The following is a 22,440-nucleotide window of genomic DNA, read 5'->3' on the forward strand; positions in this document are numbered from 1 at the left end:
ACCAGCGCGGATCAGGCGAGCGTCAGCGCGTACAGCTCGACCCTCGGGTCGTCCGGCAGCGTCACCGAGCGGACCGTCTTCGCGGGGTCCAGCCGCAGCGACTGACCGAACAGCCGGACCGGCGGCCCGTCAACGCCCTGCCCTGCCTTGATCCGGTGCGGCATCTCCAGCACCGTGGGACCGCCGCCCGCCCAGTCGGGCACGGTGGCGGCCACCTCGGCGGAGGTGCCGTCGGTGTACCAGACGGTGAACGCGGCGGACACCGGTCCGTTGTGCGACGAGCCCACGACGTGCAGCCACGAGAACTGGCCGGTGGGCAGCAACATGCCCTGGCCGCGTGCCTCCACGAAGTTCGGCGCCGTGCCGGTCGGGTCCGGCGCCTGGTAGGTGATGCCGCCCCAGGTCACGGGTCCCGCCGCGGGCATCAGGGCGGCGTCGTAGCTCCAGCCGCCGCCGTCGAAGTTGCCCGCCGCCGAGTCCGCGACCGTGGCCGTGCCGTCGTGGTTGAGCTCCGGCGTCACGTCCACCGAACACGTCGAGAACGCGCACAGGGCCGCCGGTTTGACCTCGACGACGGCCTTCAACGCCACGTCACCGACCTTCACCGCGACGTCATAACTGCCGGGTGCCACCCCGGCGGGCACGGTGAACGTCAGCGGCACCGTCTTCTGCGTCGGCTGGTGCCGCGACACGATCACGAACGGCTTGGCGCCGCTCACCTTCCACCCCGCAGGTGCCGTGACCTCAGGCCGCACGGTGGTGGCGGCGGGCGACTGCGCCAGCACGTCGAGCTGCACGGTCAGCGACTGCGCGGTCTCCGAGGTCGGCAGCACGATCTCGGTGCTGCGCAACGAAGCCGAGAGCGCCCGGCGCGAGTCCGGGTTGCCGTCGTTGAGCGACGGCGGCGCGTCCGACCGGCCGGTGCCCCACGACGACGGCTTCGACGACACCTCGTGCTTGAGGTCTCCGCCGCGCTGCAACGAGGTCCAGGACAGCCAGGTCTTGCGGACGTCCCGGCCGCCGAACGACACGTTCTTGATGTACCGGTTGGTGTCCGACACCCCGCGCGCTGAGACGTTCAGCGTTCCGCCCTGCGAGCCGTACTGTCCGATTCGGACGGTCGCGGTCTCGAACTGCGGTGAGGACAACGCGAGGAAGTCCGCGCCGTTGAACGTCGGGTACAGCCCCAGCGACGAGAAGACGTACCAGGCCGACATCGTGCCGAGGTCGTCGTTGCCCGTCATGCCGTCCGGGCCGGTGGTGAACAACGTCATCGCGGCCCGCACGACCGTCGCGGTCTTCGACGGCGTGCCCGCCCACAGGTACATGTACGGCGCGAGCAGGTCAGGTTCGTTGTTCGGGTTGTAGGTCGGCTTGCCGTAGTAGTCGTACGGCTCGGTGATCCAGTCACGCTTCGCGGTACCGGCCGGGTCCAGCAGCAGCTTGTCGTAGACGAAGAACGAGTCGAGCCGCTTCTCGGTCTCCTTGCGGCCGCCCATCAACGACACCAGGCCGTCCGGGTCCTGCGGCACGAGCCACTGGTACTGGTAGGCGCCGCCCTCGTGGAACTGGTGCGCGGCGTCGACCGGGTTGTACGGCGCGAGCCAGGTGCCGGCCTCGGTGCGCGGGCGGAACTGGCCGATCGAGGCGTCCCACAGGTTGCGGTACCACTGGCCGCGGTCGGCGAACATCCTTGCGTCCGAACGCTTGCCGAGTCCCTTGGCCATCAACGCGAGCGACGCGTCGGCCGCCGAGTACTCCAGCGTCGCGGACGCCGGGTGCACGCAGTCGTTGTCGCCGCCCTTGTGCGCGCAGTCCTTGCCGAGTTCGAGGCCGGACGGGATGTAGCCGCGGTCCTGGTAGTAGGTCACGCCGGACCGGCCGTTGTACGGCGATTCGGCCGGTGGCAACGACGTCGCGTTGGTGCGCAGAAGCTGGTACGTCTCCTCCTCGTACCCCTTCAGCAACCCCTTCGACCAGGCCTCCACGAGGAACGGCGTGACCGGGTCACCGGTCATGATGTTGGTCTCGGACGACGCCAACGCCCAGCGCGGCAACCATCCCCCGTCCCGGCCACTGGCCACGACGGACAGCGCGACGTCCCGGGCCACCTTGGGTTCGAGGATCTGCAACAGCTGGTTCTGCGGCCGGTACGTGTCCCACAACGAGAAGTTCTGGTACGGCGTGTACCCCGAGGCCGTGCGCACCTTGTTGTCGAAGCCCAGGTACTTGCCGTCGACGTCGCCGGCGAGGTTCGGGTGCAGCACCGAGTGGTAGAGCGCGGTGTAGAACGCGACCTGGCGGTCCCGCGTCCCGCCGGTGATCCTGACGGCGTCGAGTTGCTTGCGCCAGACGTCCTTCGCGCCCGCCACGACTCCGTCGAAGTCGAAGGAAGGAGCCTCCGCCGCGAGGTTCTTCCGCGCGCCCTCGATGCCGGTGTACGACAGGCCGAGCTTCAGCACGACGTCCCGGTCGGCGGTCGCGTCGAACGTGACCCAGGCGCCGTTCCCGCCCGTTCCGGCCGCATCCCGGACGCCGGCCGTGGGAACGCTCCCCCGCCAGGCGCCGAAGGAGGCGAACGGCCTGTCGAAGGTCGCGGTGAAGTAGACGGTGTGCTCGTCCTTGCCCGCGCAGAACCGGCCGTTGCGGACGCGGCCCTCGATCGTGCGGTCTCCGACGACGTGGATCTCCGAGTCCAGCACCGTCTGGTTCGACCGGCCGGTGTTGAAAAGGACGTTCGCCGCGCCGCTGGACGGGAACGTGTAGCGCTGCCAGCCGGTCCGCTGAGTCGCCGTCAGCTCGGCGTTCACCCCGTATCTCGACAGCCCGACGCGGTAGTACCCGGGCTGCGCGGCTTCGTCCGAATGACTGAACTCGGACTTGTAGGCGTTGATGTCAACGTTGTCGACGGACCCGACCGTCGGCATCACCGGCAGCTCGCCCATGACACCGCAGCCGACGCCCGACAGGTGCGTCTGCGAGAACCCGTAGATCGAGTTCGCCTTGTAGTCGTACCCGCCCTGCCCTCCCGTGTCGGGGCTGACCTGCACCATCCCGAACGGCACCGACGCGCCGGGGAACGTGTTGCCGAAGTTCTGCGTCCCCACGAAGGGGTTGACCAACGAGGAGGGATCTTCCTGCGCCTGTGCTGCCTGGGCAGGAACTGTTAAGCCCAGTAACAGTCCGACTACAACCAGTGTCCGCATGGAAGGCAGTATTGTCTGATCGTCGCCGCCCCGACACCCATCGGAGGTCGGCGATGCGCGTTTTCTTAGCGGTGTTGCTGATTCTTGTCGCATTTTGTCAGCCGGCGCAGGCCGCGCCCGCTCTCGACACGGTCACCACCACGAGCGTCTACGGGTGCCTGCGCACCAACGGCGCGGGTGTGTACGACGCGACGGTCAACAAGACGTTCGTGACGTACTCGGGGACCCGGCACGACATCTACGTCAAGGCGTTCGACCACGCGGCGAACACGTGGTCGGCGGCGGTCAAGGTCGCCACGCTGAACCTGACGCACGACAACGCCTACCACGACTACCCGGTGCTCACGCAACTCGGCGACGGCCGGCTCGCCGTCTTCCGCGCCACGCACACGGCGTCGATGCAGCTCTACACCGCGCCCACGCCCCGGTCGATCACGGGGACCTGGTCCGCGCGGACGATCAGCACCGACAAGAACACCTACCCGGAGCCGGTCGTCACCGGCAGCACGATCCACCTGTTCTACAGCCACAACACGGATCTCTCGTACCCGTACCGCACGTACAAGGTGATCAAGTCGACGGACAACGGTCAGACGTGGTCCGCGCCGCGCACGATCATCGACTCCGGCCGCACGGCGGACAGGTACGCCGAGGTGTACGCGTTCGGCGTGACGCAACGCAGTGGGCGCGTCTACCTGACCTGGTCCCTGCACGGCGGGCCCAAGGGCCACAACGGCGGCGGCAAGAACATCTACGTCGCGTACTTCGACACAGCGTCCGGCAACCTCTTCACGGTCGGTGGCGCGTCGCTCGGCACGGTGATCGACTCGGGTGACACCGACAAGACCCGAGTGGTGACCACGAGTCCGACGGATCTGCCCGCCGACAAGGCGTTGCCGGAGGAGAACCCCGTGACGGTGCCGTTGAACGACGGCTCACTCGTGCTGGGCTACGGCGCGCACACCCGCACCAGCGCGAAGATCGTGCTCGCGCGTTTCGCCGGTGGCACCTGGACTTCCACGACGGTGGACTCCTCGACGTCGTTGTTCAAGGACCTCGTCGCGACGGGCAACGGCGTCGACTTCTCCTACGCCAGCGCGGACCGCAAGCGCTTGCTGGTGAAGTCGTGGACGCCTGGTGGATCCGTTGTGGCGAAACACGATCTGACCATCCCGTACGCGGCCGGCGCCGACACGACGTTCTACGCGAACTTCGTGGAGAACCGGCCGAGCGACCTGGTGGCCAACACGATCGACTACGAGACCCGCAAGACCAACCACACCGGAACCTGGCCGGTGTTCTCCATCCGGGGTTAAAGATGCTGCGCGGGCATGGCGCCTGGAGTAAGCAGGTGTCATGCCCGTACAGCTCAACCACACCATCGTCCACGTCAGCGACCAGAACCACTCGGCCCGCTTCCTGACCGAACTGCTCGGACTGCCGGACCCCGTGCGCTACGGCCCGTTCCTCGTCGTGGAGGTCGCGAACGGCGTCTCGCTCGACTACATGACCGCGCAAGGCCCGATCACCGGGCAGCACTACGCGTTCCTCGTGACCGAGGACGAGTTCGACGAGATCTTCGGCCGCATCCGGGAACGCGGCCTCGACTACTGGGCCGACCCGTTCCACAGCGCGCCCGGCCAGATCAACACCAACGACGGCGGCCGCGGCGTCTACTGGAACGACCCGGACGGCCACGCGCTGGAGATCATCACCCGCCCGTACGGCTCCGGCAGCTGACGAACCGGTTCACGTATCTAAAAGGTATAGACCACCTCTTGTGCTCGGAGTGTCCCGGCTGCCACCGTGAGAGCGGTAACACGCAGTGGCCGCCCTGACACTCCGAGGAGTTGGTCCCATGCTCAGGACTCGCGCCGCCGCCCTGCTCGTCGCGCTGATCGGCGTCTTCACGCTCGTTCAGCCGGCGACGGCGGCGCCCTACATCATCAACGACGCGCAGTTCAACCAGATGTTCCCCTCGAACATCCGCAACAGCTTCTACACGCTCTCGGGCCTGCGGAACGCGATCAACTGGTCGGGCAAGTTCGCGAACGAGGGCAGCGAGACGATCAAGAAGCAGGAGCTCGCGGCGTTCCTCGCCAACGTCTCGCACGAGACCGGCGGCCTCAAGTACGTCCGCGAGATCAACCAGAGCGGCGACTACTGCGACGAGAGCCAGTCGTACGGCTGCCCCGCCGGCACGAGGCAGTACTACGGCCGCGGTCCGATCCAGCTGTCGTGGAACTTCAACTACAAGGCCGCGGGCGACTACCTCGGCCTGAACCTCCTGCAGAACCCCGACCAGGTGGCCACCAACGCCACGACGGCGTGGAAGAGCGCGATCTGGTACTGGATGACGCAGCGCGGCCCCGGCACCATGACCCCGCACTCGGCGATGCTCAACTCGCGCGGGTTCGGCCAGACGATCCGCAGCATCAACGGTTCCCTGGAGTGCGACGGCCGCAACCCCGGCACGGTCGAGTCGCGGGTGTCGAAGTACCGCCAGTTCACCGGCATCATCGGCGTCGCGCAGGGGTCCAACCTCTACTGCTAGGAAGTGAGAGCGCTCCCTCGGTCGTCCGGCGACCGCACGGAGGTGTCCGCTCTACTACCGGTGGCGAAAAAGGTCTAGACCCTTGACTGGTCTGGACCACCGGTGCCAATCTCAGCACTGTTCACATCCTTGATTCCTAGGGCGCGCAGACTCCAGGAGTGGGTGACCTTGCTGAAAAAACGCATCTTGGCGTCTATCGCGGCAGGTGTGATGGCGGCGACCGTGGCCGTCATCGCACCGACCGCATCCTCACAGGCGGAAGTGTCCGCGCAGGCCTGCACGTTCACCGACTGGGTGCAGGGCGCGTGGTACACGACCGGTTCGATCGTGAGATTCGAAGGCAACTACTACGTCGCAGAGCACGACAACCCGGGCTACAGCCCGACGGTCTCCACCTGGTACTGGGAGCCGACGAGCTGTGACGGCGGTGGTGGAGGTGGCGGCGGCGGCACCTGCAGCAGCGCCACCGACTGGGTCGCGGGACGGCAGTACTACACCGGCAACATCGTGCGGTACAACGGTTCCTACTACATCGCCGAGCATGACAACCCCGGCTACGACCCGACCATCTCGACCTGGTTCTGGGAGCCGCACAACTGCGGCGGTGGCGGCGGCGGTGGTGGCGGCAACCTCGTCACCGAGGCCCAGTTCAACCAGATGTTCCCGGGCCGCAACAGCTTCTACACCTACCAGGGCTTCATCGACGCGACGAAGACGATCCCCGCCTTCGGCACCGTCGGCAGTGACACGGTGAAGAAGCAGGAGTTCGCCGCGTTCCTCGCGAACGCGTCGCACGAGACCGGTGGCCTCGTCTACATCGAAGAGATCAACAAGAACAACGACCTCTGCGACGAGAGCCAGCCCTACGGCTGCCCGGCCGGCACCTACGCCTACTACGGCCGCGGTCCGATCCAGCTGTCGTGGAACTTCAACTACAAGGCCGCGGGCGACTACCTCGGCCTGAACCTGCTGCAGAACCCGTACCAGGTGGCGCAGAACTCCACCACCGCGTGGCGGACGGCGATCTGGTACTGGATGACGCAGCGCGGCCCCGGCTCGATGACCCCGCACGACGCGATGGTCAACAGCGCCGGATTCGGCCAGACGATCCGCAGCATCAACGGTTCCCTGGAGTGCGACGGCCGCAACCCGGCGCAGGTCCAGAGCCGCGTGTCGAAGTACCAGCAGTTCACCGGCATCCTCGGCGTGACCCCTGGCGGCAACCTGTACTGCTAGTGGTCGCCCGGACTGGGACTCGAGCGGTCCTAGTTCGGTCATAGCTTCACTGCATGACCATGGAGCTCACCGATCTGCTGCACGAGCTGAACGATCAGCGCAGGACGTTCCGCGTCACGATGAAGGACTTGTCGGAGGCGGACGCCAAGAAGCGCACGACCGTCAGCGAGCTCACGCTGGGTGGGTTGCTCAAGCACCTCACCTGGTGTGAGCGCGGCTGGACCCACATCCTGACCGAGCAGCCCCTCCCGCCACCGGGAATGCTGGACTTCGACCAGTACACCTGGACCGGAACGGACCTCGGGGAACTGCTCGGCTGGTACGACGAGGCGGCGCGCCGGACCGACGAGGCCCTGCGCACCGCCTCGCTCGACAAGCTCGTCCCGCTGCCTTCCGCGCCCTGGGACCAGGACCCGCAGCCGATGTCGATCCGCCGGATCGTGCTGCACCTCATCCGGGAGACCGCGCAGCACGCGGGCCACGCGGACATCATCCGGGAGACGCTCGACGGTCAGTCGACGACCGCGTCCCTGTACGAGAACTGAGCCTGCTCCAGCGCCTAGGCCGCGAGCTGTTCCTTGACCTGCGCCAGCGACGGGTTGGTCAGCGCCGCGCCGTTCGGGAAGTGCACGGTCGGCACCGTGCGGTTGCCGCCGTTCACCTCCATCACGAAGTCGGCCGCGCCCGGCGTCTCCTCGATGTTGATCTCGACGTACTCGATGCCTTCGCGGTCGAGCGAGCTCTTCAGGATCCGGCAGTAGCCGCACCACGAGGTCGAGTAGACGGTCAGCTGGTCGGGAGCCATCAGGCGCACTCCTCATCGGGGTTGGACTGTGTCATCAGTATCAACATCCGGTGAGGAGTGCTTCTTCCCAGGGCGGCACAGGTCACGGCAACGGCGAGCCCCGCGTGTCACCGGGAACGTTTGCACAATCCGTCGCCACTCGTTCGGACCAGCGAACGGCGATCGTCAGCCAATCGTCAGGTCAATTCTCTGCACGGTGGGTGAGCATAGTTCGCGCGCGGCCGAAAATTTCGGTCGCGCAATTGGTCGTGCATTCCTTCAGCCGCCACCGACTAATTCAGTCACCCAATCGGCGGCCCACCACCACGCAGGGTTTCCGATATCGTCGTAATTCCGCCGCCCCACCCCGCAAAAAGTCACCCAGAAAGGCTGGCCATGCTGAAAAAGGTGGCGGCTGCTGCCCTCGCGCTGTCCGCGGTCCTTACCGCGCCGGCCGCCCACGCAGCGCCCGACGTCCCCGATTTCGTGACGATCGACGTCGTCACCGTGAACGGTTCCGGCTGCCCGGCGGGCACCGCGGCCGTCGCGGCAGCGGACGACCGCACGGCGTTCACGGTCACGTACAGCCAATATCTAGCGCAGGCCGGACAGGGTTCCGGCCCCACCGACTTCCGCAAGAACTGCCAGCTCAACATCAGAGTGTCCTATCCGCAGGGGTTCACGTTCGGCATCGCCCAGGCCGACTACCGCGGATTCGCCCACCTGCAGCAGGGCGCGACGGGCACGGAAAAGGGCAACTACTACTTCCAGGGAATGTCGCAGACCGCGAGCCGCTCGCACACGTTCACCGGCCCGAAGAGCGACAACTGGCAGGCGACCGACCGTGCGCAGGTCGCGGAAATCATCTACGCGCCCTGCGGTGAGATCCGGCACCTGAACATCAACACCGAACTGCGCGTGAACGCGGGAACGGCTTCGAAGGCGAACAGCTTCATGACGATGGATTCCACCGACAGCAGCGTCAGCACGAAGTACCAGTTCTCCTGGAAGCGCTGCTGATCTCCCGGCATCGACCGCCGCCGCCGAACGTTCCGACAGGAAAGGTGCCCGATGCTCAACACACTGGCCGCGGCCGCGCTCGCGATGTCGACGATCATCGTCCCGCCCGGCGGCGCCCCCGGTGACACTCCCCCGCCGGACCACATCACCATCGACGTCGTGACGATCAACGGCTCCGGCTGCCGGGCGGGAACGGCCGCCGTGGCCGTCAGCCCGGACAACAAGGCCTTCACCGTCACCTACAGCGAGTTCATGGCCCAGGTCGGCCCCCAGGCCCTGCCGACCGACTTCCGCAAGAACTGCCAGCTGAACCTGCGCGTCAACGTGCCGTCCGGCTTCACCTACGGCATCGCGTCCACCGACTACCGCGGCTTCGCGCACCTGGAGCGCGGCGCCACCGCCCTGGAGAAGGCCAACTACTACTTCCAGGGCATGTCGCAGACCGAGTACAAGCAGCACAACTACAAGGGCCCGTTCAGCGACGACTGGCAGGCCACCGACACGACCGACGTGGCCGCCATCGTCTACCACCCGTGTGGCGAGAAGCGGAACTTCAACATCAACACGGAGCTGCGGGTCATGGCGGGCACGTCGGACCCGAAGAAGGTCACCAGCTTCATCGCGATGGACTCGACCGACGGGTCCATCGAGACGACCTACCACTTCGCGTGGAAGGTCTGTCCGCCCAGGCCGTAGTACTCGCTAGGTGCCGGGCATTCCGCGAACGGGGTGCCCGGCACGCCCTTGCGTGCCGGGCCGCAAGGCCGGCCGCACCTGGTCTCCGAGCCCGAGACCGCAGAACCCTGGTCCCTGCCGCTCCGCGACTCCCCGAGGACCCGACGGCAGTTCCACGCACTGCTGCCGAGCCTGCTCGCCGACCTCGCCCGCCAGCGCGTCAGATCAGGACCCTGACCTAGATCAGGAACCGGAACGCCGTCGACCCCGGCTCCACGTGCTGGATCTTGAGCGGGGACTCCTTCATCCGCCCCCACAGCGAGTCGTAGTCCTCGCGCCGCCCCAGCTCGATGCACACCAGCGCGGCCCCGGTCTCCCGGTTGTCCCGCTTCATGTACTCGAACTGCACGATGTCGTCGTCCTTGCCGAGCACGTCGTCGAGGAACCGCCGCAGCGCGCCGGGCTCCTGCGGGAACTCCACCAGGAACCAGTGCTTGAGACCCCGGTGGATCATCGACCGCTCGACGATCTCGGCGTACCGCGACACGTCGTTGTTGCCGCCGGACAGCAGGCAGACGACGGTGGAGTCCGGCGCCACCGAGATCTCCTCGATCAACGCCGCGGAGGCCAGCGCGCCCGCGGGTTCCGCGATGATGCCGTCGATCTGGTAGAGCTCCAGCATCTCGGTGCAGACCGCTCCCTCGGAGACGGTGAGCAGCTCGGCGCCGGAGTCGCGGACCATCGGGAACGTCACGTCGCCCGCGCGGCGGACCGCGGCGCCGTCCACGAACGAGTCCACGTTGGGCAGCGTCACCGGTTCGCCCGCCTGGATCGCGGCGATCATCGAGGCGGCGCCGGCCGGCTCCACGCCGATGATCCGGGTCTTCGGGAAGCGCTCGCGGAACCACGTGCCGACGCCGGAGAGCAGGCCTCCGCCGCCGATCGGGACGATCACGACGTCCGGGGCGCCGCCGAGCTGCTGGACGATCTCCAGGCCGACGGTGCCCTGGCCCGCCACGGTGCGGCGGTCGTCGAAGGCCGGGACCAGGGTCGCGCCGGTGGCGATGGCGTACTCCTTGGCGAGCGCGGCCGCGTCGTCGTAGGTGTCGCCGTCGACGATCAGCTGCACCATGCCCTGGCCGAGGGCGTGGATGCGGTCGCGTTTCTGGCGGGGTGTGGTCCGCGGGACGTGCACGCGGCCCTCGATGCCCAGGCGGCGGCAGGCGTAGGCCATGCCCTGGCCGTGGTTGCCGGCGGACGCGCAGACGGCGCCGCCGAAGGCGAACTCGGTCTGGCAGAGCAGGTTGAACGCTCCGCGCAGCTTGTAGGAGCGGCCGACCTGGAGGTCCTCGCGCTTGAACCACACGCGGGCGCCGGTCTTCTCGGACAACCGCTGGTTGACCTCTAGCGGCGTGGTGCGCGCGACTCCACCGAGCCGGGCAGCGGCCGCGGACACCTCATCAGCGAAGGACATGACAGTACATCTTCCGTGAACGACTCGGGTCTGGCACGCGTACTCCTGGAAAGACAGGGGAGGTGCCCGGTGTTTCGCCTTTTGGGCGTGCTATCGCTGCTCATGATGCTCTCTGTGGTTCCCGCGCACGCCCATGGTGCGCCCACTGACCCGCCGAGCAGGGCTTTCCTGTGTTCGCCAGGTCAGCCCACAGCATCATCCCCGCCGTGCCGCGACGCCATCGCGGCGGGGCTGCCGTCCAAGGAGTGGGACAACATCCGGCTGCCGAACGTGCGCGGCCAGGACCAGCAGAAAGTCCCCGACGGCCGCCTGTGCAGCGCGGGCCTGGCCAAGTACACCGGCCTCGACGCCCCGAGTGCGCAGTGGCCTGTGACCAAGCTCAAGGACACCGGCTTCACCTACAAGGCCACCATCCCGCACCAGGGTTCGTTCCGGTTCTACGTCACCCGAGAGGGCTACACGCCGGACGCGCCGCTGCGGTGGGCCGACCTCGACCTGTTCCTGAACGTGCCCTCGCCCCCGCTCGCGAACGGCGCGTACGAGTTCAAGGTGGAACTGCCGAAGAACCGCACGGGAAGGCACCTCGTCTACACGGTCTGGCAGAACACGGACACACCCGACACCTACTACTCGTGCACGGACGTCGAGATCGCCGCCGCGACCAAACCCGTGCAGACCCAGCCGCAGGCCGCCGCCGCGCCGCCCGTCCAGCCACCGGCGGCCAAGCCCGCACCCGCGTCGTCTGCCAAGCCCTCGACGGCGCCGCCGACCACCACGAGGCAGAGCACGCCGCGCCCCGTTCCCGTTGCGTCGAGCGCCGAACAACCGCCGTCCGACGCGACCAGGTTCGGCATGGCCGCCGTGGTCGCCGCACTGGGCGGGCTCGCCGTGCTCGGCGGGTTCATGTTGTGGCGCAGAAGAATTCTGTGAACGTACCGGTCCCCAGAAGGTCTAGACCTTCTCTACGATGATCTTCGGGCGCGCAACCCCTGCTACACGAAGGTGTGTACCCGAATGGCCCGAAAACTGTTGGCGTTGCTGGCAATGCTCGCCGCCACACTCGTCCCGGTTTCTCTCTCGGCATCCAGCACGGCCCAGGCGGCACCCTTCAAGGTGCTGGCGTTCTACAACGGCACCTGGGACGCGGCGCACATCGCGTTCGTCAACGAGGCGAACCCCTGGCTGACCCGCGCGGGTCAGGAGAACGGCTTCACCTACGAGTCGACCCGTGACTGGAACCGGCTGAACAACCTCACGCCGGCCCAGGCGCAGGTCGTGATCTTCCTCGACGACGCGCCCACCGGGGCCGCCGCTCGCAGCGGCTTCCAGCGCTACATCGAGGCGGGTGGCGGCTTCTTCGGCTTCCACGTCAGCGCGTTCACCCAGAACGCGAACGAGTGGCCGTGGTACCACAACACGTTCCTGGCCAAGGGCAACTTCGTCAGCAACACGTGGGGCCCGACCACCGCGGTGCTGAAGACCGAGACCCGCACCCACCCGTCGACCCTGCGGTTGCCGGAGAAGTTCACCTCGGCGGTCAGCGAGTGGTACAGCTGGGACCGCGACCTGCGGCAGAACCCGAACATCCAGATCCTGGCGAGCGTCGACCCGTCGAGCTTCCCGCTCGGCACCGACCCGAACCAGCAGTGGCGCTCGGGCTACTACCCGATCATGTGGACGAACAAGAACTACAAGATGATCTACGCGAACTTCGGCCACAACGCCATGGACTACGCGGCGAACCGGCCGCTGTCGTCCACGTTCGCGAGCCAGACGCAGAACAACTTCCTCATCGACAGCCTGCTCTGGCTGGGCGGTGGCGGCACCCCGCCGCCGCAGGGCGAGTGGAAGACGATCACCAACCGCGGCAACGGCAAGTGCGTCGACGCGGCGGCGGCGGGCCTCACCAACGGCACCGTCATCCAGCAGTACGCGTGCAACGGCACCACGGCGCAGAACTTCCGCGTCGTGGCGACGACCGACGGGTTCTCGCGGATCGAGTACCGCAACGACCCGAACAAGGTGCTGGACGTGAGTGGCCCGTCCACCGCGGACAACACCGGCATCCACCTGTGGGACAACTTCGGCTCGACCAACCAGCAGTGGCGGGTCACGACCGGGTCCGACGGCTACTCGACGCTGACGGCGCGGCACTCGAACAAGTGCCTGGCGGCGAACGGCGGCAGCGCTGACGGCGTGCAGCTGGTGCAGATGACCTGCAACGGGTCCGCGGCGCAGAGCTTCAAGATCGGCTAGATCCCAAGGAGCGAAACACGTTCAGCCGGCCGGGCTCCGGCCGGTTGGATGTGCTCATGACGACACGACGCGCAACGGTGGCCTGGATGGTCGGAGCCCTCATGCTGGGCCTCACCTCGGCGAGCGCCGCCGGCACGGCCGCCCCCTCCCCCGGCGAGCAGTACAAGCGCACCGAGCTGTACTTCGGCGGCAACCTGCAGAACGGCACGCCCATCACCCCGGCGCAGTTCGAGTCGTTCCTCGACGCGGAGGTGACCCCGGCCTTCCCCGACGGCCTCACCTGGATCCAGGCGCACGGCCAGTGGAAGGGCGGCAAGGAGGACTCCTACGTCCTGATCCTGCTGTACCCGCTCTCCGACCGCGCCGCGAACCGCGAGATCGAGGAGATCCGGCGCGACTACAAGACGCAGTTCGGCCAGCAGTCGGTGTTGCGCGCCGACAGCACGGACAAGGTGTCGTTCTAGGTGGAACGGGAGCGGTTCTGGTCGCCCAGGCGGCCGGAACCGCTCACCACGACCCGCTCCCCCGGCAACGGGTCGGTCGGGTGCGGGGCCCCGAGGAACCCGTACATGTCGTTGAGCTGGTGCAACGCCTGCACCGCGTCCCGCCACACCGGGCAGGGCCACGCGCGGTGCCGCCCGTACCAGGCGTGGCACGACTTGCACCGGTGCCGCTCGTTCGGCTCGTGCATCCGCAGCAGGCCCCGCCACCAGGGCAGGGCAGCCCTCAGCTGCTCACGCAGTTCGAAGACCTCGTCGGGCGAGTCCGTCTGCGCGAGCTGGTTCATGGTCTTGTAGACGACGTCGATCACCGACTGGTGGAACGACCCTTGTCGCTCAGCAAGCGCCATGTCCCGGAACCTCCGCGAAGTGGCGATCGGATGGACTGACGTGACCGTCCCGGACCGCGCGGACACCCTCCGCAGTTGAGACAGGCACGGGGGGAGTCTATGTTGGCCATTGGAGGGCTTTCAACTGGTGAAAATCCCGTCACCCAGATAGCCCTTTTCATGGGTGGAGACGTTCACCGCGCGCTACGGGGGAGGCGGCAATGGCAGAGGAACGGTCCCTGGCGGACAAGCTCAACCACCTCTTCGCCAGACATACCGCCAGGTCAGGCCAGGAGTACAGCAACGAGCAGGTCGCGGCCGCGATCGCCGACACCGGCCTGACGATCTCGCAGAGCTACATCTGGCAGCTGCGCAAGGGCAAGAAGGACAACCCGACGTTCAAGCACTTGCAGGCACTGGCAGGCTTCTTCGGTGTGCCCGTGAGCTACTTCTTCGACGACGAGGTCACCGATCGCGTCGACGAGCAGCTGAAGTCGTTGCAGGACGAGCAGTCGCGCCTGAACGAACTCGCCTCGGGCAATGACGCGCAGCTCATGGCGATGCGTGCGGGGGAACTGTCGCCGGACCGCCGCCGCCTGGTCATGGAGCTGCTCGACGTGGTCTACCGACAGGAACAGGCCGAGCGCGGCGAAGGATGACTCGTGGCCGAACGAGATTTGCGCAAGCGGTGCCGCCGCCTGCTGAACGAGCTGGACATCCAGCCGCCGCTCGACGTGCACGAGCTGTGCCGGCGGGTCGGTGACCAGCGCGGCAGGCCGATCCGGCTGATCGCGCACCCGATCCCGGTGCCCGGCCCGTACGGCGTGTGGATCGCGACCGCCAAGGCCGACTACATCCTGTACCAGCAGGAGACGTCGAAGGCGCACCAGAACCACATCATCCTGCACGAGCTCGGCCACCTGCTGGCCGGGCACACGAGCGACGAGCAGGACGACGACCTGCTCGCGGGCCTCTACCCCGACATCGAACCGGACGCGGTGCGGCGGGCGTTGCGGCGCACGTCCTACGACACCGCGCACGAACGCGAGGCCGAGACGGTCGCGACGATCATCCTGGAGTGGGCGTCGGTGCTGGACAAGGTCGCGCCGCGCGCGTCCGAGGGCCCGGCGCGGCGCATGTCGAAGTCGCTCGCGGACCGCCTGGGGTGGTTGTAGTGGAGTACCTCAAGGAGACCCAGGGCATCGTCGCCTTCTCGGCCCTCGCGGTCGTGCTGTACCTGCTGGTGCGGCGCCCGTTCGACCCGCGCCTGCGGTCGATCACGGGGCTGGTGGCGGGGTGGGCGATCGGCTACCCGTTCGGCCGGGCGGCGGCCAACGGGCGGTGGTTCCTCGGGCTCGACCCGATGGTGTGCCAGCTGATCCAGCACGCGATGCTCCAGGTCGGCGTGTACGGCCTGATCTGCTTCTTCATCTTCTCGGCGCTCGACGACGCGCGCGCCAAGCGGCAGGCGCTGGCCCAGCTCGGGCCGTTGCTGCTGTGCATCTCCGTCATGACGTGGGCGGTGCTCGCGATCCCGGACGACCTGCGGGTGGCGGCCGCACGCGTGCCGAACTCGCTCGGCGGCGGCCCGACCGGGATCCTCGCGATCACGGTCTTCTACGCGCTGGGCAACGGTTATCTGCTCTACGGGTTCGCGACGATGTTCGTGTGGGCGCGCCGGTACGCCCGCGGCGCCGAGCCCCGGCTGCGGCGCGGCCTGCTGATCACCTCGACGGGGCTGGCGCTGCTGGTGCCGGCCGACGCGATCTTCGTGGCGTCCAACGTGTCCCGCTACTTCGGCGAGCCGCTCCCCCGCTGGCTGCTGACGACCGCGGTGTGGTTCCTGTTGCCGGGCGTGCTGTTCTGCGTGGTCGGCGTGATCTACCCGATCTTCGCGATGCGGTTCGCGGCGACCCGGTTGTGGTTGCGGCACCTGCGGACCTACCACCGGCTCGCTCCACTGTGGACGTTGCTGCACCAGTCGTTCCCCGAGGACGCCCTGCACCGGGTGCCGTCGCGGCGGGACGCGGTGTCGTTGCGGGGCGTGCACCGGCGCTACTACCGGCGGGTGATCGAGTGCCGGGACGGGCTGGTGCGGATCAGCCCGTACGTCGCGGAGACGCCGGAGGAGCTGCCGCTGTCGGAACGGCTGCGGGCGGGGCTCGAGACGCGCCGCTCGGGCGCGGTGACGTTGCGGCGGCCGATCGCGCTGGCGATCCCCGAGGACGACGGCATGGACGCGGACGTGCGGGAGCTCGAAAAGCTCGCGGTGTCGTTGCGCTGAGCTTATGGTCCACTCGTGGACCTGCCCGTGATGCCGCCGGTGAAGCCGATGCTCGCGAAGTCCGTCCCCTCGTTGCCACGCGGGGACGGGCTCGCGTACGAGCCCAAGTGGGACGGCTTCCGGTGCGTCGTGTTCCGCGACGGCGACGAGGTGGAGCTCGGCTCACGCAACGACAAGCCGCTGACCAGGTACTTCCCCGAGGTCGTCGAGCTGTTGAAGGCGGCCCTGCCGCCGCGGTGCGTGGTGGACGGCGAGATCGTGCTGGTGACTCCGGACGGGCTGAGCTTCGACACGCTGCAGCTGCGCCTGCACCCCGCCGCCTCGCGGGTGCGGAAGCTGTCGGTGGAGACGCCGGCGAGCTTCGTGGCGTTCGACCTGCTGGCGCTCGACTCCGAGGACGTCACCGGGTTGTCCTTGGCCGAACGGCGGAAGCTGCTGGAGTCGGCGGTCACGGAGGTGCCCGGCGTCTACCTGACACCGTCCACGACGGACCCGGACGTGGCGCAGGACTGGTTCACCCGGTTCGAGGGCGCGGGGTTCGACGGCGTGATGGTCAAGGCGCTGGACGGGGTGTACGAGCCGGACAAGCGCGTGATGTTCAAGGTGAAGCACGAACGGACGGCCGACTGCGTGGTCGCGGGCTACCGGTGGCACAAGGACGGCGAGACGGTCGGGTCCCTGGTGCTCGGGCTCTACCAGGACGGCGAGCTGCACAACGTCGGCGTGGCGAGCAGCTTCACGGCGGCGCGGCGGCGGGAGCTGGTCGAGGAGCTGGCGCCGTTGCTGAATCCCTCTGACCATCCGTGGGCGGCGTGGGCGATGTACGAGGGTCCTGGCATGAACAGCCGGTGGAACCCCGAGAAGCAGCTCCAGGTCGTGCTGCTCGATCCGGCGCGGGTGGCCGAGGTGCGATACGAGCACGTGCAGGGCGGGCGCTTTCGGCACACCGCTCGGCTGGTGCGGTTCCGTGCGGACAAGACACCTTTGGAGTGCACGTACGAGCAGTTGGAAGAGGTGCCGCCTGCTGAGCTGGACGCGCTGTTCGGTGAGGCGGAGCGCAGGCGCACAATCGAGCCGTGAAGGTGATCAAGCGGGACGGCATGCACGAGATCGAGATCCAGCGGTCGCGGTTCCTGTGCCACGTCTCCCGCGTCACCACCGACGCGGAGGCTTCCGAGTTCTTCGCACGGGTGCGCAAGGAGCATTGGCAGGCCTCGCACAACTGCACGGCGTTCCGGACTTCCGACACCCAGCGTTCGTCTGACGACGGCGAACCCGCTGGTACCGCTGGGGTTCCGATGCTGGAGGTGCTGACGCGGCGGGATCTCGTCGACACCGCGGTCGTCGTGACCCGCTACTACGGCGGGATCAAGCTCGGGGCCGGTGGGCTGGTTCGCGCTTACGGACGCGCTGTTTCCGAGGCCATCGACGCGTTGGGGACCTTGAGCCGGGAGCGGCACGAGAGCCTGCTTCTGGCCGTGGACCACGATCAGGCGGGGAAGCTGGCGAACGCGTTGCGCGCGGCCGGGTACCACGTCGCGGACACCGAATACGGTCATGACGTCACCTTCACCGTTCTGACGAAGGACCCGGACGACTTCGAGGTCTGGCTCGCCGCTCAGACCGGCGGTTCCGTGACCGCGATCAGGGGCGAGCCCGTGGACCTCGACAGTTAGAACTTGTCAGCCCAGTTCAGGGCGTAGTCGGCGACCTCTTCCCAGCCCTCGGTGCCCATGACGAAGTGCGGGCGGTTCGGGAACTCCTTGATCTCCGTGGGGCTGGCCGTCTTGTAGCGGCGGGCGTTCTCGCGGTTCATCGACGCCGGCACGACGTTGTCGCCCTCGCTCGCGATGAACAGCAGCGGCGCGCGGTTCGGGTTCCTGTAGTCGACCTTGGTCGCGTTGTGGGTGGTGAAGTTGGCGGTCGCGGCCTGCCAGAGCGGGCGGCCGGGGGCGGTGATGGCCCACTTCTCGCGCAGGGCCTCGGCTTCGGCGGCCGGCAGGGTGTTGGTGAAGGCGTAGTGCCATTCCGCGGCTGACAGGGCGACGTTGCGCTTGGCGTTGGCCGGGTTCTTCAGCACCGGGAACGCGGCCTTGAGCGAGGAGAACGGCAGGCCCAGCGTGCCCTTGGCGGGCGCCGAGTGGATCGCGACGCCTGCCTTGCCGAGGCCCCTGTCCAGGAGTTTCTGCGTGATCAGGCCGCCGAACGAGTGGCCCATGATGATCGCGTCCTCGGCGTTGTGCTCGCGGATGAACTTCTCCACGTGGTCGGTGATCTCGACGACGCCCAGGCCGTTCGCGACCTCCGGGTGGGCCCGCATCTCGGCGACCTCGCCGTAGCCGGGCCAGGTCGGCGTGAGCACCTCGTGGCCGGCGGCCTCGAAGCGTTCGGCGACGTTCTTCCAGCTCGCCGCGGTGAGCCACAGTCCGTGAACCAGCACGATCTTCGACATGTCCCGTCTCCTTCAGCTGTGGAGAACGCTCGTTCTCCGGTGTGTTTGCTACAGTAGAGAACGAGCGTTCTCCACGGCAAGGGGTAATCGAAGTGACCGCGACCACACAAGGTGATGCTGGTGCCCGTGAGCGGGTCCTGGAAGCCGCTGACCGGCTCTTTTATGCGAAGAGCGCCCATGCTGTCGGCATGGACGAGCTGCGCGCCGAGGCGGGCGTCTCGCTGAAGAAGCTCTACCAGCTCTTCGACGGCAAGGACGCGCTGGTCGAGGAGGTGCTGCGGCGCCGCGAGGAGGCCATCACGGCGGCGACCATGCAGTACGTGGCGCGCGCGGCGACGCCCGAGGAGCAGCTCCTCGCGATCTTCGACTGGATGGCGGACTCGTCGGGGACGACGGACTTCCGCGGCTGCGCGTTCATCAACTCCTACGCGGAGCTGGGGGCGTCGTCGGACCGCGTGACGGCGGTGGTGCGCCACCAGAAGTCCGGGGTGCGGGGCGCGATCGCGGCGATGGTCGCGGGCCTCGGCAAGCCGGAGTGGGTGGCGGACTCGATCTTCCTGCTGTTCGAGGGGGCGATGACGAACACGGCGATCACGGTGTCGTCGGAGCCGGCGCGGCAGGCGCGGAAGGCCGCGCGATTCCTCTTGGAACAGTCCTGAGTGGAACGAGCCCCGCCGGATTCCCGGCGGGGCTCGTCATCTCTTGCGTTACGTGCCGATCGGTTACGTGCAGGGCAAGGCGTCTGGATCAGCGCCTGCCTTGGGCACCCAGCGGATGTTCGCGAACGAGGCCTGGAACGCGCCGTCGGTGTAGACGAGGAACGGCGTGTTCACGAGCTCCAGGTCCAGCCCCTTGTCGGAGAAGCAGGAGACCGGGATCTTGACGGTCGACTTCTGCCCGACGGGGAGGTCCCGGAACGCCTGCGTGGCATCGATCTCGGCCATGCACGGGTACTGGCAGTGCGAGCTGATGACCGTGCGGTTGGCCGGGGCCTGGTGCACGATCACGTCGAACACGATGGCCGCGTTGGCGTTGCCGTACCCGCGCAGGTCGGCGGGCGCCGGGCTCTGCAGGTACACCTGGCCGGGGCCGGTGCCGGTCCACGTCGTCTTGAGCGCGTCCTGCTGGACGTTGACGTCGGACTGCACGACGTTGATCTCGGCGTGCGAGGCCTGGCCGTCGGGGCCGATGACCGTGCCGCCCCAGTTCTCCGCCGAGCCGATCATGCTCTGGTAGGGAGCGATGTCGGTGCGGTTGAAGACCTCCAGGTCCTCGGTGGCCGTGCCGCCGCCACCGCCGGAGCACAGGGCGCCGGGGCTGGTCTCGTCGAGCTTGCCGACGCGGCCGGTCTCCCAGTCGCGCAGGCCGTAGCCGAGCTTGAACAGCGGCTTCTTGGCGGCCTCACCGGGCAGCGCCGGGCAGGCCTCGCCGGGCCACGAGTAGGACAGCTTGCCGCTGAACCCGTTGTGGCGGCCCTTGATCAGCAGGTCGGCGATGCCGCCGCCCTCGGTGCCGGGAAGCCACGCCGCGACGAACGCGTCGGAGCGGTTGATCTCCTTGTTCATGTAGAGCGCGCGGCCACCGACGTAGACGGTGATGACCGGCTTGCCCTTGCCGGAGACCTTGTCCAGCACGGCGAGGTCCTGCGGCTGCAGGCGAGCGGACTCGAACGAGCGCTTGCCGAGGTCGCCGACGCCCTCCGCGTACGGGGTCTCACCGATGACGGCGATGACGGCGTCGAACTGGCTCGCGTCCACGCCGTCGGCGGTCTGCGAGAACGTGACGTTCGAGGTGCCCAGGGTGTCCTGGATGCCCTTGAGGATGCTGGTGGCGTTCGGGAAGTCGGCGTTGGTGTTGCCGGTGCCCTGCCACGACAGCGTCCAGCCACCGGTCTGGTTGCCGATGTTGTCGGCGCTCTTGCCGACCACGAGGACCTTGCTGCGCTTGGACAACGGCAGCACGCGCTTGTCGTTCTTCAGCAGCACGGCGGACTCGCGCACGGCCTCGCGCGCCAGTTCCTTGTGCTGCAACGCCTTCGCGTCACCGGCGTGCTCGCGCAGCGACGGCTTCTTGGCCTCGAAGATGCCGGCGCGCAGCTTGACGCGCAGGATGCGGGTGACGGCGTCGTCGATGCGCGCCATCGGGATCTCGCCCTTTTCGACGGACGCGATCGTGTTGGTGATGAACGCCTTCCAGTCGTTCGGCACCATGAAGATGTCGAGACCCGCGTTCACCGCCTGCGGGCAGGAGCCGTTGGTGCAGCCGGTGACCTGGCCGTGGCCGTTCCAGTCGCCGACGAGCAGGCCGTCGAAGCCCATCTTGCCCTTGAGGATGCCGGACTGCACGTACTGCGAGCCGTGCACCTTGCCCTCGTTGATGACGTCGTTCGTCCAGCTGTTGAACGAGATCATCACCGACTGCGCACCCGCGGCGAGGGCACCGTAGTAGCCCTGGCCGTGCAGGTTGATCATGTCCTTCTCGGAGAAGGCGTTGACGCCCTGGTCCTTGCCGCCGGTCGTGCCGCCGTCACCGATGAAGTGCTTCGCGGTGGCGATGACGCCGTCCTCGCTGATGCGCTTCTTGGCGTTGTCCTGCAGACCGCGAACAGCCTCGTAGCCGTAGGCGCGCGTGATGCGCGGGTCCTCGGAGAAGCCCTCGTACGTGCGGCCCCACCGGTCGTCCTGCACGACGGCGAGCGTCGGCGAGAACGCCCAGTCCTGGCCGGTCGCGCGGATCTGCTCGGCCGTGGCCGCGTTGATGTCGCGGATCAGGCACGGGTCCTGCGTGGCACCGAGGCCGATGTTGTGCGGGAAGACCGTCGCGCCGAACACGTTGTTGTTGCCGTGCACCGCGTCGATGCCCCAGATGACGGGGATCTTGGTGCGCGACTGCTTCGAGGCCTCGAAGTACGCGTCCGCGAGCGCCAGCCACTCCTGCGGCGTGGCGTTCTTCTTCGCGCCGGGCCAGCTGCCGCCACCGTTGAGGACAGAGCCGAACCCGTAGGTCTTGACGTCCTCGGCCGTGATCGCGGCGATCTCCGGCTGGGTCATCTGCCCGACCTTCTCGGCCAGCGTCATGTCCTTGAGGATCGCCTTGATGCGCGCCTCGTCCTTGCGGTCGCCGTCGAGCTGGCTCTCGACCTTCGGCCAGTCCTTGAGCTCAGGCAGGGACCTCTCGATGCGGGCACAGCCGTGCTCCGTCTTGGGCTGCCCGATGACCGTCTGCTTCGGCGGCTTCGGCGGCCAGTGCTGCGCGTCCTGCGCGACGGCCGCCGAGGTCGTGCCGGCGGCGAGCGTCAGCCCCAGCACTGCGGCGAGAGTGCTTCTCCAATGCATGCCGCCGATCCTCAACGGCGTGTTACGTCCACGTCAATGGGAACGCTCTCACGACTTTGTTCCGGAAACTTTCAGGACGAAAGTCACATACCGGGCCGATGGGTTCGGGTGGGCGGGGTTGTGGGGCTGGTTGTGGGGTGTTGGGGTGGTCTGTTCGGGTTGTGTGGGGTGGGTTCCTGTTCCAGCGGGGTGCCCGAGTTTTGTGGTCGGGTCACCTTCGCGGGTGGGTTGGGTGGGCAGTGACGAGCGTGGTCGAGTCATCGCCGCTGGCGCGTCGATAGAGATTGGGGCTTGACTTCGGGGCCCTTGCGAGGCGCTGGTCGGCCGGAAAAGGC

General features: G+C 67.8%; 22 protein-coding genes. 16 read left to right on the top strand and 6 right to left on the bottom strand.

What is annotated here, in order from left to right:
* Positions 1 to 11: 11 nt before the first annotated feature.
* Entirely contained in the window at positions 12 to 3,299 is a 3,288-nt protein-coding gene (locus ACFWNN_RS30420) for a GH92 family glycosyl hydrolase (RefSeq protein WP_382443360.1), read from the bottom strand.
* Between ACFWNN_RS30420 and ACFWNN_RS30425 the strand changes: the two genes are divergently transcribed.
* The 5 genes from ACFWNN_RS30425 (at position 3,260) to ACFWNN_RS30445 (ending at position 7,541) form a co-directional block, all read left to right on the top strand.
* Positions 3,260 to 4,522, top strand: a complete 1,263-nt coding sequence (locus ACFWNN_RS30425) for a BNR-4 repeat-containing protein (protein WP_382443361.1) — start codon at positions 3,260 to 3,262, stop codon at positions 4,520 to 4,522. The two genes, ACFWNN_RS30420 and ACFWNN_RS30425, sit on opposite strands and share 40 nt — an antisense overlap.
* A gap of 40 nt (positions 4,523 to 4,562) precedes the next feature.
* Positions 4,563 to 4,946, top strand: coding sequence for a VOC family protein (locus tag ACFWNN_RS30430; RefSeq protein ID WP_382443362.1), 384 nt, complete (start codon positions 4,563 to 4,565; stop codon positions 4,944 to 4,946).
* 118 nt (positions 4,947 to 5,064) lie between these two features.
* Positions 5,065 to 5,760, top strand: coding sequence for a chitinase (locus ACFWNN_RS30435; RefSeq protein WP_382443363.1), 696 nt, complete (start codon positions 5,065 to 5,067; stop codon positions 5,758 to 5,760).
* Between the two features lie 210 nt (positions 5,761 to 5,970).
* Positions 5,971 to 6,996, top strand: a complete 1,026-nt coding sequence (locus tag ACFWNN_RS30440) for a glycoside hydrolase family 19 protein (protein WP_382443364.1) — start codon at positions 5,971 to 5,973, stop codon at positions 6,994 to 6,996.
* A gap of 53 nt (positions 6,997 to 7,049) precedes the next feature.
* The gene (locus ACFWNN_RS30445) at positions 7,050 to 7,541 is read left to right on the top strand and encodes a DinB family protein (protein ID WP_382443365.1); all 492 of its coding nucleotides are present in this window, start codon (positions 7,050 to 7,052) and stop codon (positions 7,539 to 7,541) included.
* 14 nt (positions 7,542 to 7,555) lie between these two features.
* Here the strand turns inward: ACFWNN_RS30445 and ACFWNN_RS30450 are convergent, their stop codons facing one another.
* Positions 7,556 to 7,801, bottom strand: coding sequence for a mycoredoxin (locus ACFWNN_RS30450; protein WP_090069138.1), 246 nt, complete (start codon positions 7,799 to 7,801; stop codon positions 7,556 to 7,558).
* Positions 7,802 to 8,176: 375 nt separating this feature from the next.
* Here ACFWNN_RS30450 and ACFWNN_RS30455 point away from each other — a divergent pair, with 375 nt between their 5' ends.
* Positions 8,177 to 8,800 (top strand): DUF4360 domain-containing protein, encoded by a 624-nt coding sequence (locus ACFWNN_RS30455; RefSeq protein ID WP_382443366.1) that lies wholly within the window; start codon positions 8,177 to 8,179, stop codon positions 8,798 to 8,800.
* 51 nt (positions 8,801 to 8,851) lie between these two features.
* Positions 8,852 to 9,496, top strand: coding sequence for a DUF4360 domain-containing protein (locus ACFWNN_RS30460; protein ID WP_382443367.1), 645 nt, complete (start codon positions 8,852 to 8,854; stop codon positions 9,494 to 9,496).
* A 217-nt stretch (positions 9,497 to 9,713) separates the two neighbouring features.
* Here the strand turns inward: ACFWNN_RS30460 and ilvA are convergent, their stop codons facing one another.
* Positions 9,714 to 10,949 carry a threonine ammonia-lyase IlvA gene (ilvA, locus tag ACFWNN_RS30465; protein ID WP_382443368.1) on the bottom strand — a complete coding sequence of 412 codons (1,236 nt, stop codon included), beginning with the start codon at positions 10,947 to 10,949 and terminating at the stop codon, positions 9,714 to 9,716.
* 102 nt (positions 10,950 to 11,051) lie between these two features.
* Here ilvA and ACFWNN_RS30470 point away from each other — a divergent pair, with 102 nt between their 5' ends.
* The 3 genes from ACFWNN_RS30470 (at position 11,052) to ACFWNN_RS30480 (ending at position 13,669) form a co-directional block, all read left to right on the top strand.
* Complete coding sequence (locus ACFWNN_RS30470) at positions 11,052 to 11,879, top strand: lytic polysaccharide monooxygenase (RefSeq protein WP_382443369.1); 828 nt, start codon at positions 11,052 to 11,054, stop codon at positions 11,877 to 11,879.
* Between the two features lie 84 nt (positions 11,880 to 11,963).
* On the top strand, positions 11,964 to 13,205 hold the full coding sequence (locus ACFWNN_RS30475) for an RICIN domain-containing protein (RefSeq protein WP_382443370.1): 1,242 nt from the start codon (positions 11,964 to 11,966) through the stop codon (positions 13,203 to 13,205).
* Positions 13,206 to 13,261: 56 nt separating this feature from the next.
* Entirely contained in the window at positions 13,262 to 13,669 is a 408-nt protein-coding gene (locus ACFWNN_RS30480) for a DUF3574 domain-containing protein (RefSeq protein ID WP_382443371.1), read from the top strand.
* Here ACFWNN_RS30480 and ACFWNN_RS30485 read toward each other — a convergent pair.
* Complete coding sequence (locus ACFWNN_RS30485; protein ID WP_382443372.1) at positions 13,666 to 14,055, bottom strand: hypothetical protein; 390 nt, start codon at positions 14,053 to 14,055, stop codon at positions 13,666 to 13,668. The genes ACFWNN_RS30480 and ACFWNN_RS30485 overlap by 4 nt on opposite strands.
* A 200-nt stretch (positions 14,056 to 14,255) precedes the next feature.
* Here ACFWNN_RS30485 and ACFWNN_RS30490 point away from each other — a divergent pair, with 200 nt between their 5' ends.
* Genes ACFWNN_RS30490 through ACFWNN_RS30510 form a run of 5 tightly spaced genes read left to right on the top strand, consistent with a single transcriptional unit; the run spans position 14,256 to position 17,994 of the window.
* On the top strand, positions 14,256 to 14,693 hold the full coding sequence (locus ACFWNN_RS30490) for a helix-turn-helix domain-containing protein (protein ID WP_382443373.1): 438 nt from the start codon (positions 14,256 to 14,258) through the stop codon (positions 14,691 to 14,693).
* 3 nt (positions 14,694 to 14,696) lie between these two features.
* A complete protein-coding gene (locus tag ACFWNN_RS30495; RefSeq protein ID WP_382443374.1) occupies positions 14,697 to 15,209 on the top strand; it encodes a hypothetical protein in 513 nt (170 codons plus the stop codon).
* Positions 15,209 to 16,318 (top strand): MAB_1171c family putative transporter, encoded by a 1,110-nt coding sequence (locus ACFWNN_RS30500; RefSeq protein WP_382443375.1) that lies wholly within the window; start codon positions 15,209 to 15,211, stop codon positions 16,316 to 16,318. The genes ACFWNN_RS30495 and ACFWNN_RS30500 overlap by 1 nt, the downstream gene beginning before the upstream one ends.
* Positions 16,319 to 16,333: 15 nt before the next feature.
* A complete protein-coding gene (locus ACFWNN_RS30505; protein ID WP_382443376.1) occupies positions 16,334 to 17,398 on the top strand; it encodes an ATP-dependent DNA ligase in 1,065 nt (354 codons plus the stop codon).
* Positions 17,395 to 17,994 (top strand): YigZ family protein, encoded by a 600-nt coding sequence (locus ACFWNN_RS30510; RefSeq protein ID WP_382443377.1) that lies wholly within the window; start codon positions 17,395 to 17,397, stop codon positions 17,992 to 17,994. The genes ACFWNN_RS30505 and ACFWNN_RS30510 overlap by 4 nt, the downstream gene beginning before the upstream one ends.
* Here ACFWNN_RS30510 and ACFWNN_RS30515 read toward each other — a convergent pair.
* Positions 17,991 to 18,770, bottom strand: coding sequence for an alpha/beta hydrolase (locus ACFWNN_RS30515; RefSeq protein ID WP_382443378.1), 780 nt, complete (start codon positions 18,768 to 18,770; stop codon positions 17,991 to 17,993). The two genes, ACFWNN_RS30510 and ACFWNN_RS30515, sit on opposite strands and share 4 nt — an antisense overlap.
* Positions 18,771 to 18,862: 92 nt before the next feature.
* Between ACFWNN_RS30515 and ACFWNN_RS30520 the strand changes: the two genes are divergently transcribed.
* Positions 18,863 to 19,429, top strand: coding sequence for a TetR/AcrR family transcriptional regulator (locus ACFWNN_RS30520; protein WP_382443379.1), 567 nt, complete (start codon positions 18,863 to 18,865; stop codon positions 19,427 to 19,429).
* A 63-nt stretch (positions 19,430 to 19,492) separates the two neighbouring features.
* Here ACFWNN_RS30520 and ACFWNN_RS30525 read toward each other — a convergent pair whose 3' ends face one another.
* Positions 19,493 to 22,105, bottom strand: a complete 2,613-nt coding sequence (locus tag ACFWNN_RS30525; protein ID WP_382443380.1) for an exo 1,3/1,4-beta-D-glucan glucohydrolase — start codon at positions 22,103 to 22,105, stop codon at positions 19,493 to 19,495.
* Positions 22,106 to 22,440 lie beyond the last annotated feature (335 nt).

This window comes from Lentzea sp. NPDC058450 (assembly GCF_042721395.1).
Lineage (GTDB): Bacteria > Actinomycetota > Actinomycetes > Mycobacteriales > Pseudonocardiaceae > Lentzea.

Bases quoted from the DNA above. Each gene is read 5' to 3' on its own strand.
- ACFWNN_RS30525 (WP_382443380.1), bottom strand. From the start codon at position 22,105: ATGCATTGGAGAAGCACTCTCGCCGCAGTGCTGGGGCTGACGCTCGCC.
- ACFWNN_RS30515 (WP_382443378.1), bottom strand. From the start codon at position 18,770: ATGTCGAAGATCGTGCTGGTTCACGGACTGTGGCTCACCGCGGCGAGC.
- ilvA (WP_382443368.1), bottom strand. From the start codon at position 10,949: ATGTCCTTCGCTGATGAGGTGTCCGCGGCCGCTGCCCGGCTCGGTGGA.
- ACFWNN_RS30485 (WP_382443372.1), bottom strand. From the start codon at position 14,055: ATGGCGCTTGCTGAGCGACAAGGGTCGTTCCACCAGTCGGTGATCGAC.
- ACFWNN_RS30455 (WP_382443366.1), top strand. From the start codon at position 8,177: ATGCTGAAAAAGGTGGCGGCTGCTGCCCTCGCGCTGTCCGCGGTCCTT.
- ACFWNN_RS30470 (WP_382443369.1), top strand. From the start codon at position 11,052: ATGATGCTCTCTGTGGTTCCCGCGCACGCCCATGGTGCGCCCACTGAC.
- ACFWNN_RS30490 (WP_382443373.1), top strand. From the start codon at position 14,256: ATGGCAGAGGAACGGTCCCTGGCGGACAAGCTCAACCACCTCTTCGCC.
- ACFWNN_RS30480 (WP_382443371.1), top strand. From the start codon at position 13,262: ATGACGACACGACGCGCAACGGTGGCCTGGATGGTCGGAGCCCTCATG.
- ACFWNN_RS30445 (WP_382443365.1), top strand. From the start codon at position 7,050: ATGACCATGGAGCTCACCGATCTGCTGCACGAGCTGAACGATCAGCGC.
- ACFWNN_RS30440 (WP_382443364.1), top strand. From the start codon at position 5,971: ATGGCGGCGACCGTGGCCGTCATCGCACCGACCGCATCCTCACAGGCG.
- ACFWNN_RS30475 (WP_382443370.1), top strand. From the start codon at position 11,964: ATGGCCCGAAAACTGTTGGCGTTGCTGGCAATGCTCGCCGCCACACTC.
- ACFWNN_RS30425 (WP_382443361.1), top strand. From the start codon at position 3,260: ATGCGCGTTTTCTTAGCGGTGTTGCTGATTCTTGTCGCATTTTGTCAG.
- ACFWNN_RS30435 (WP_382443363.1), top strand. From the start codon at position 5,065: ATGCTCAGGACTCGCGCCGCCGCCCTGCTCGTCGCGCTGATCGGCGTC.
- ACFWNN_RS30420 (WP_382443360.1), bottom strand. From the start codon at position 3,299: ATGCGACAAGAATCAGCAACACCGCTAAGAAAACGCGCATCGCCGACC.
- ACFWNN_RS30450 (WP_090069138.1), bottom strand. From the start codon at position 7,801: ATGGCTCCCGACCAGCTGACCGTCTACTCGACCTCGTGGTGCGGCTAC.
- ACFWNN_RS30460 (WP_382443367.1), top strand. From the start codon at position 8,852: ATGCTCAACACACTGGCCGCGGCCGCGCTCGCGATGTCGACGATCATC.
- ACFWNN_RS30430 (WP_382443362.1), top strand. From the start codon at position 4,563: ATGCCCGTACAGCTCAACCACACCATCGTCCACGTCAGCGACCAGAAC.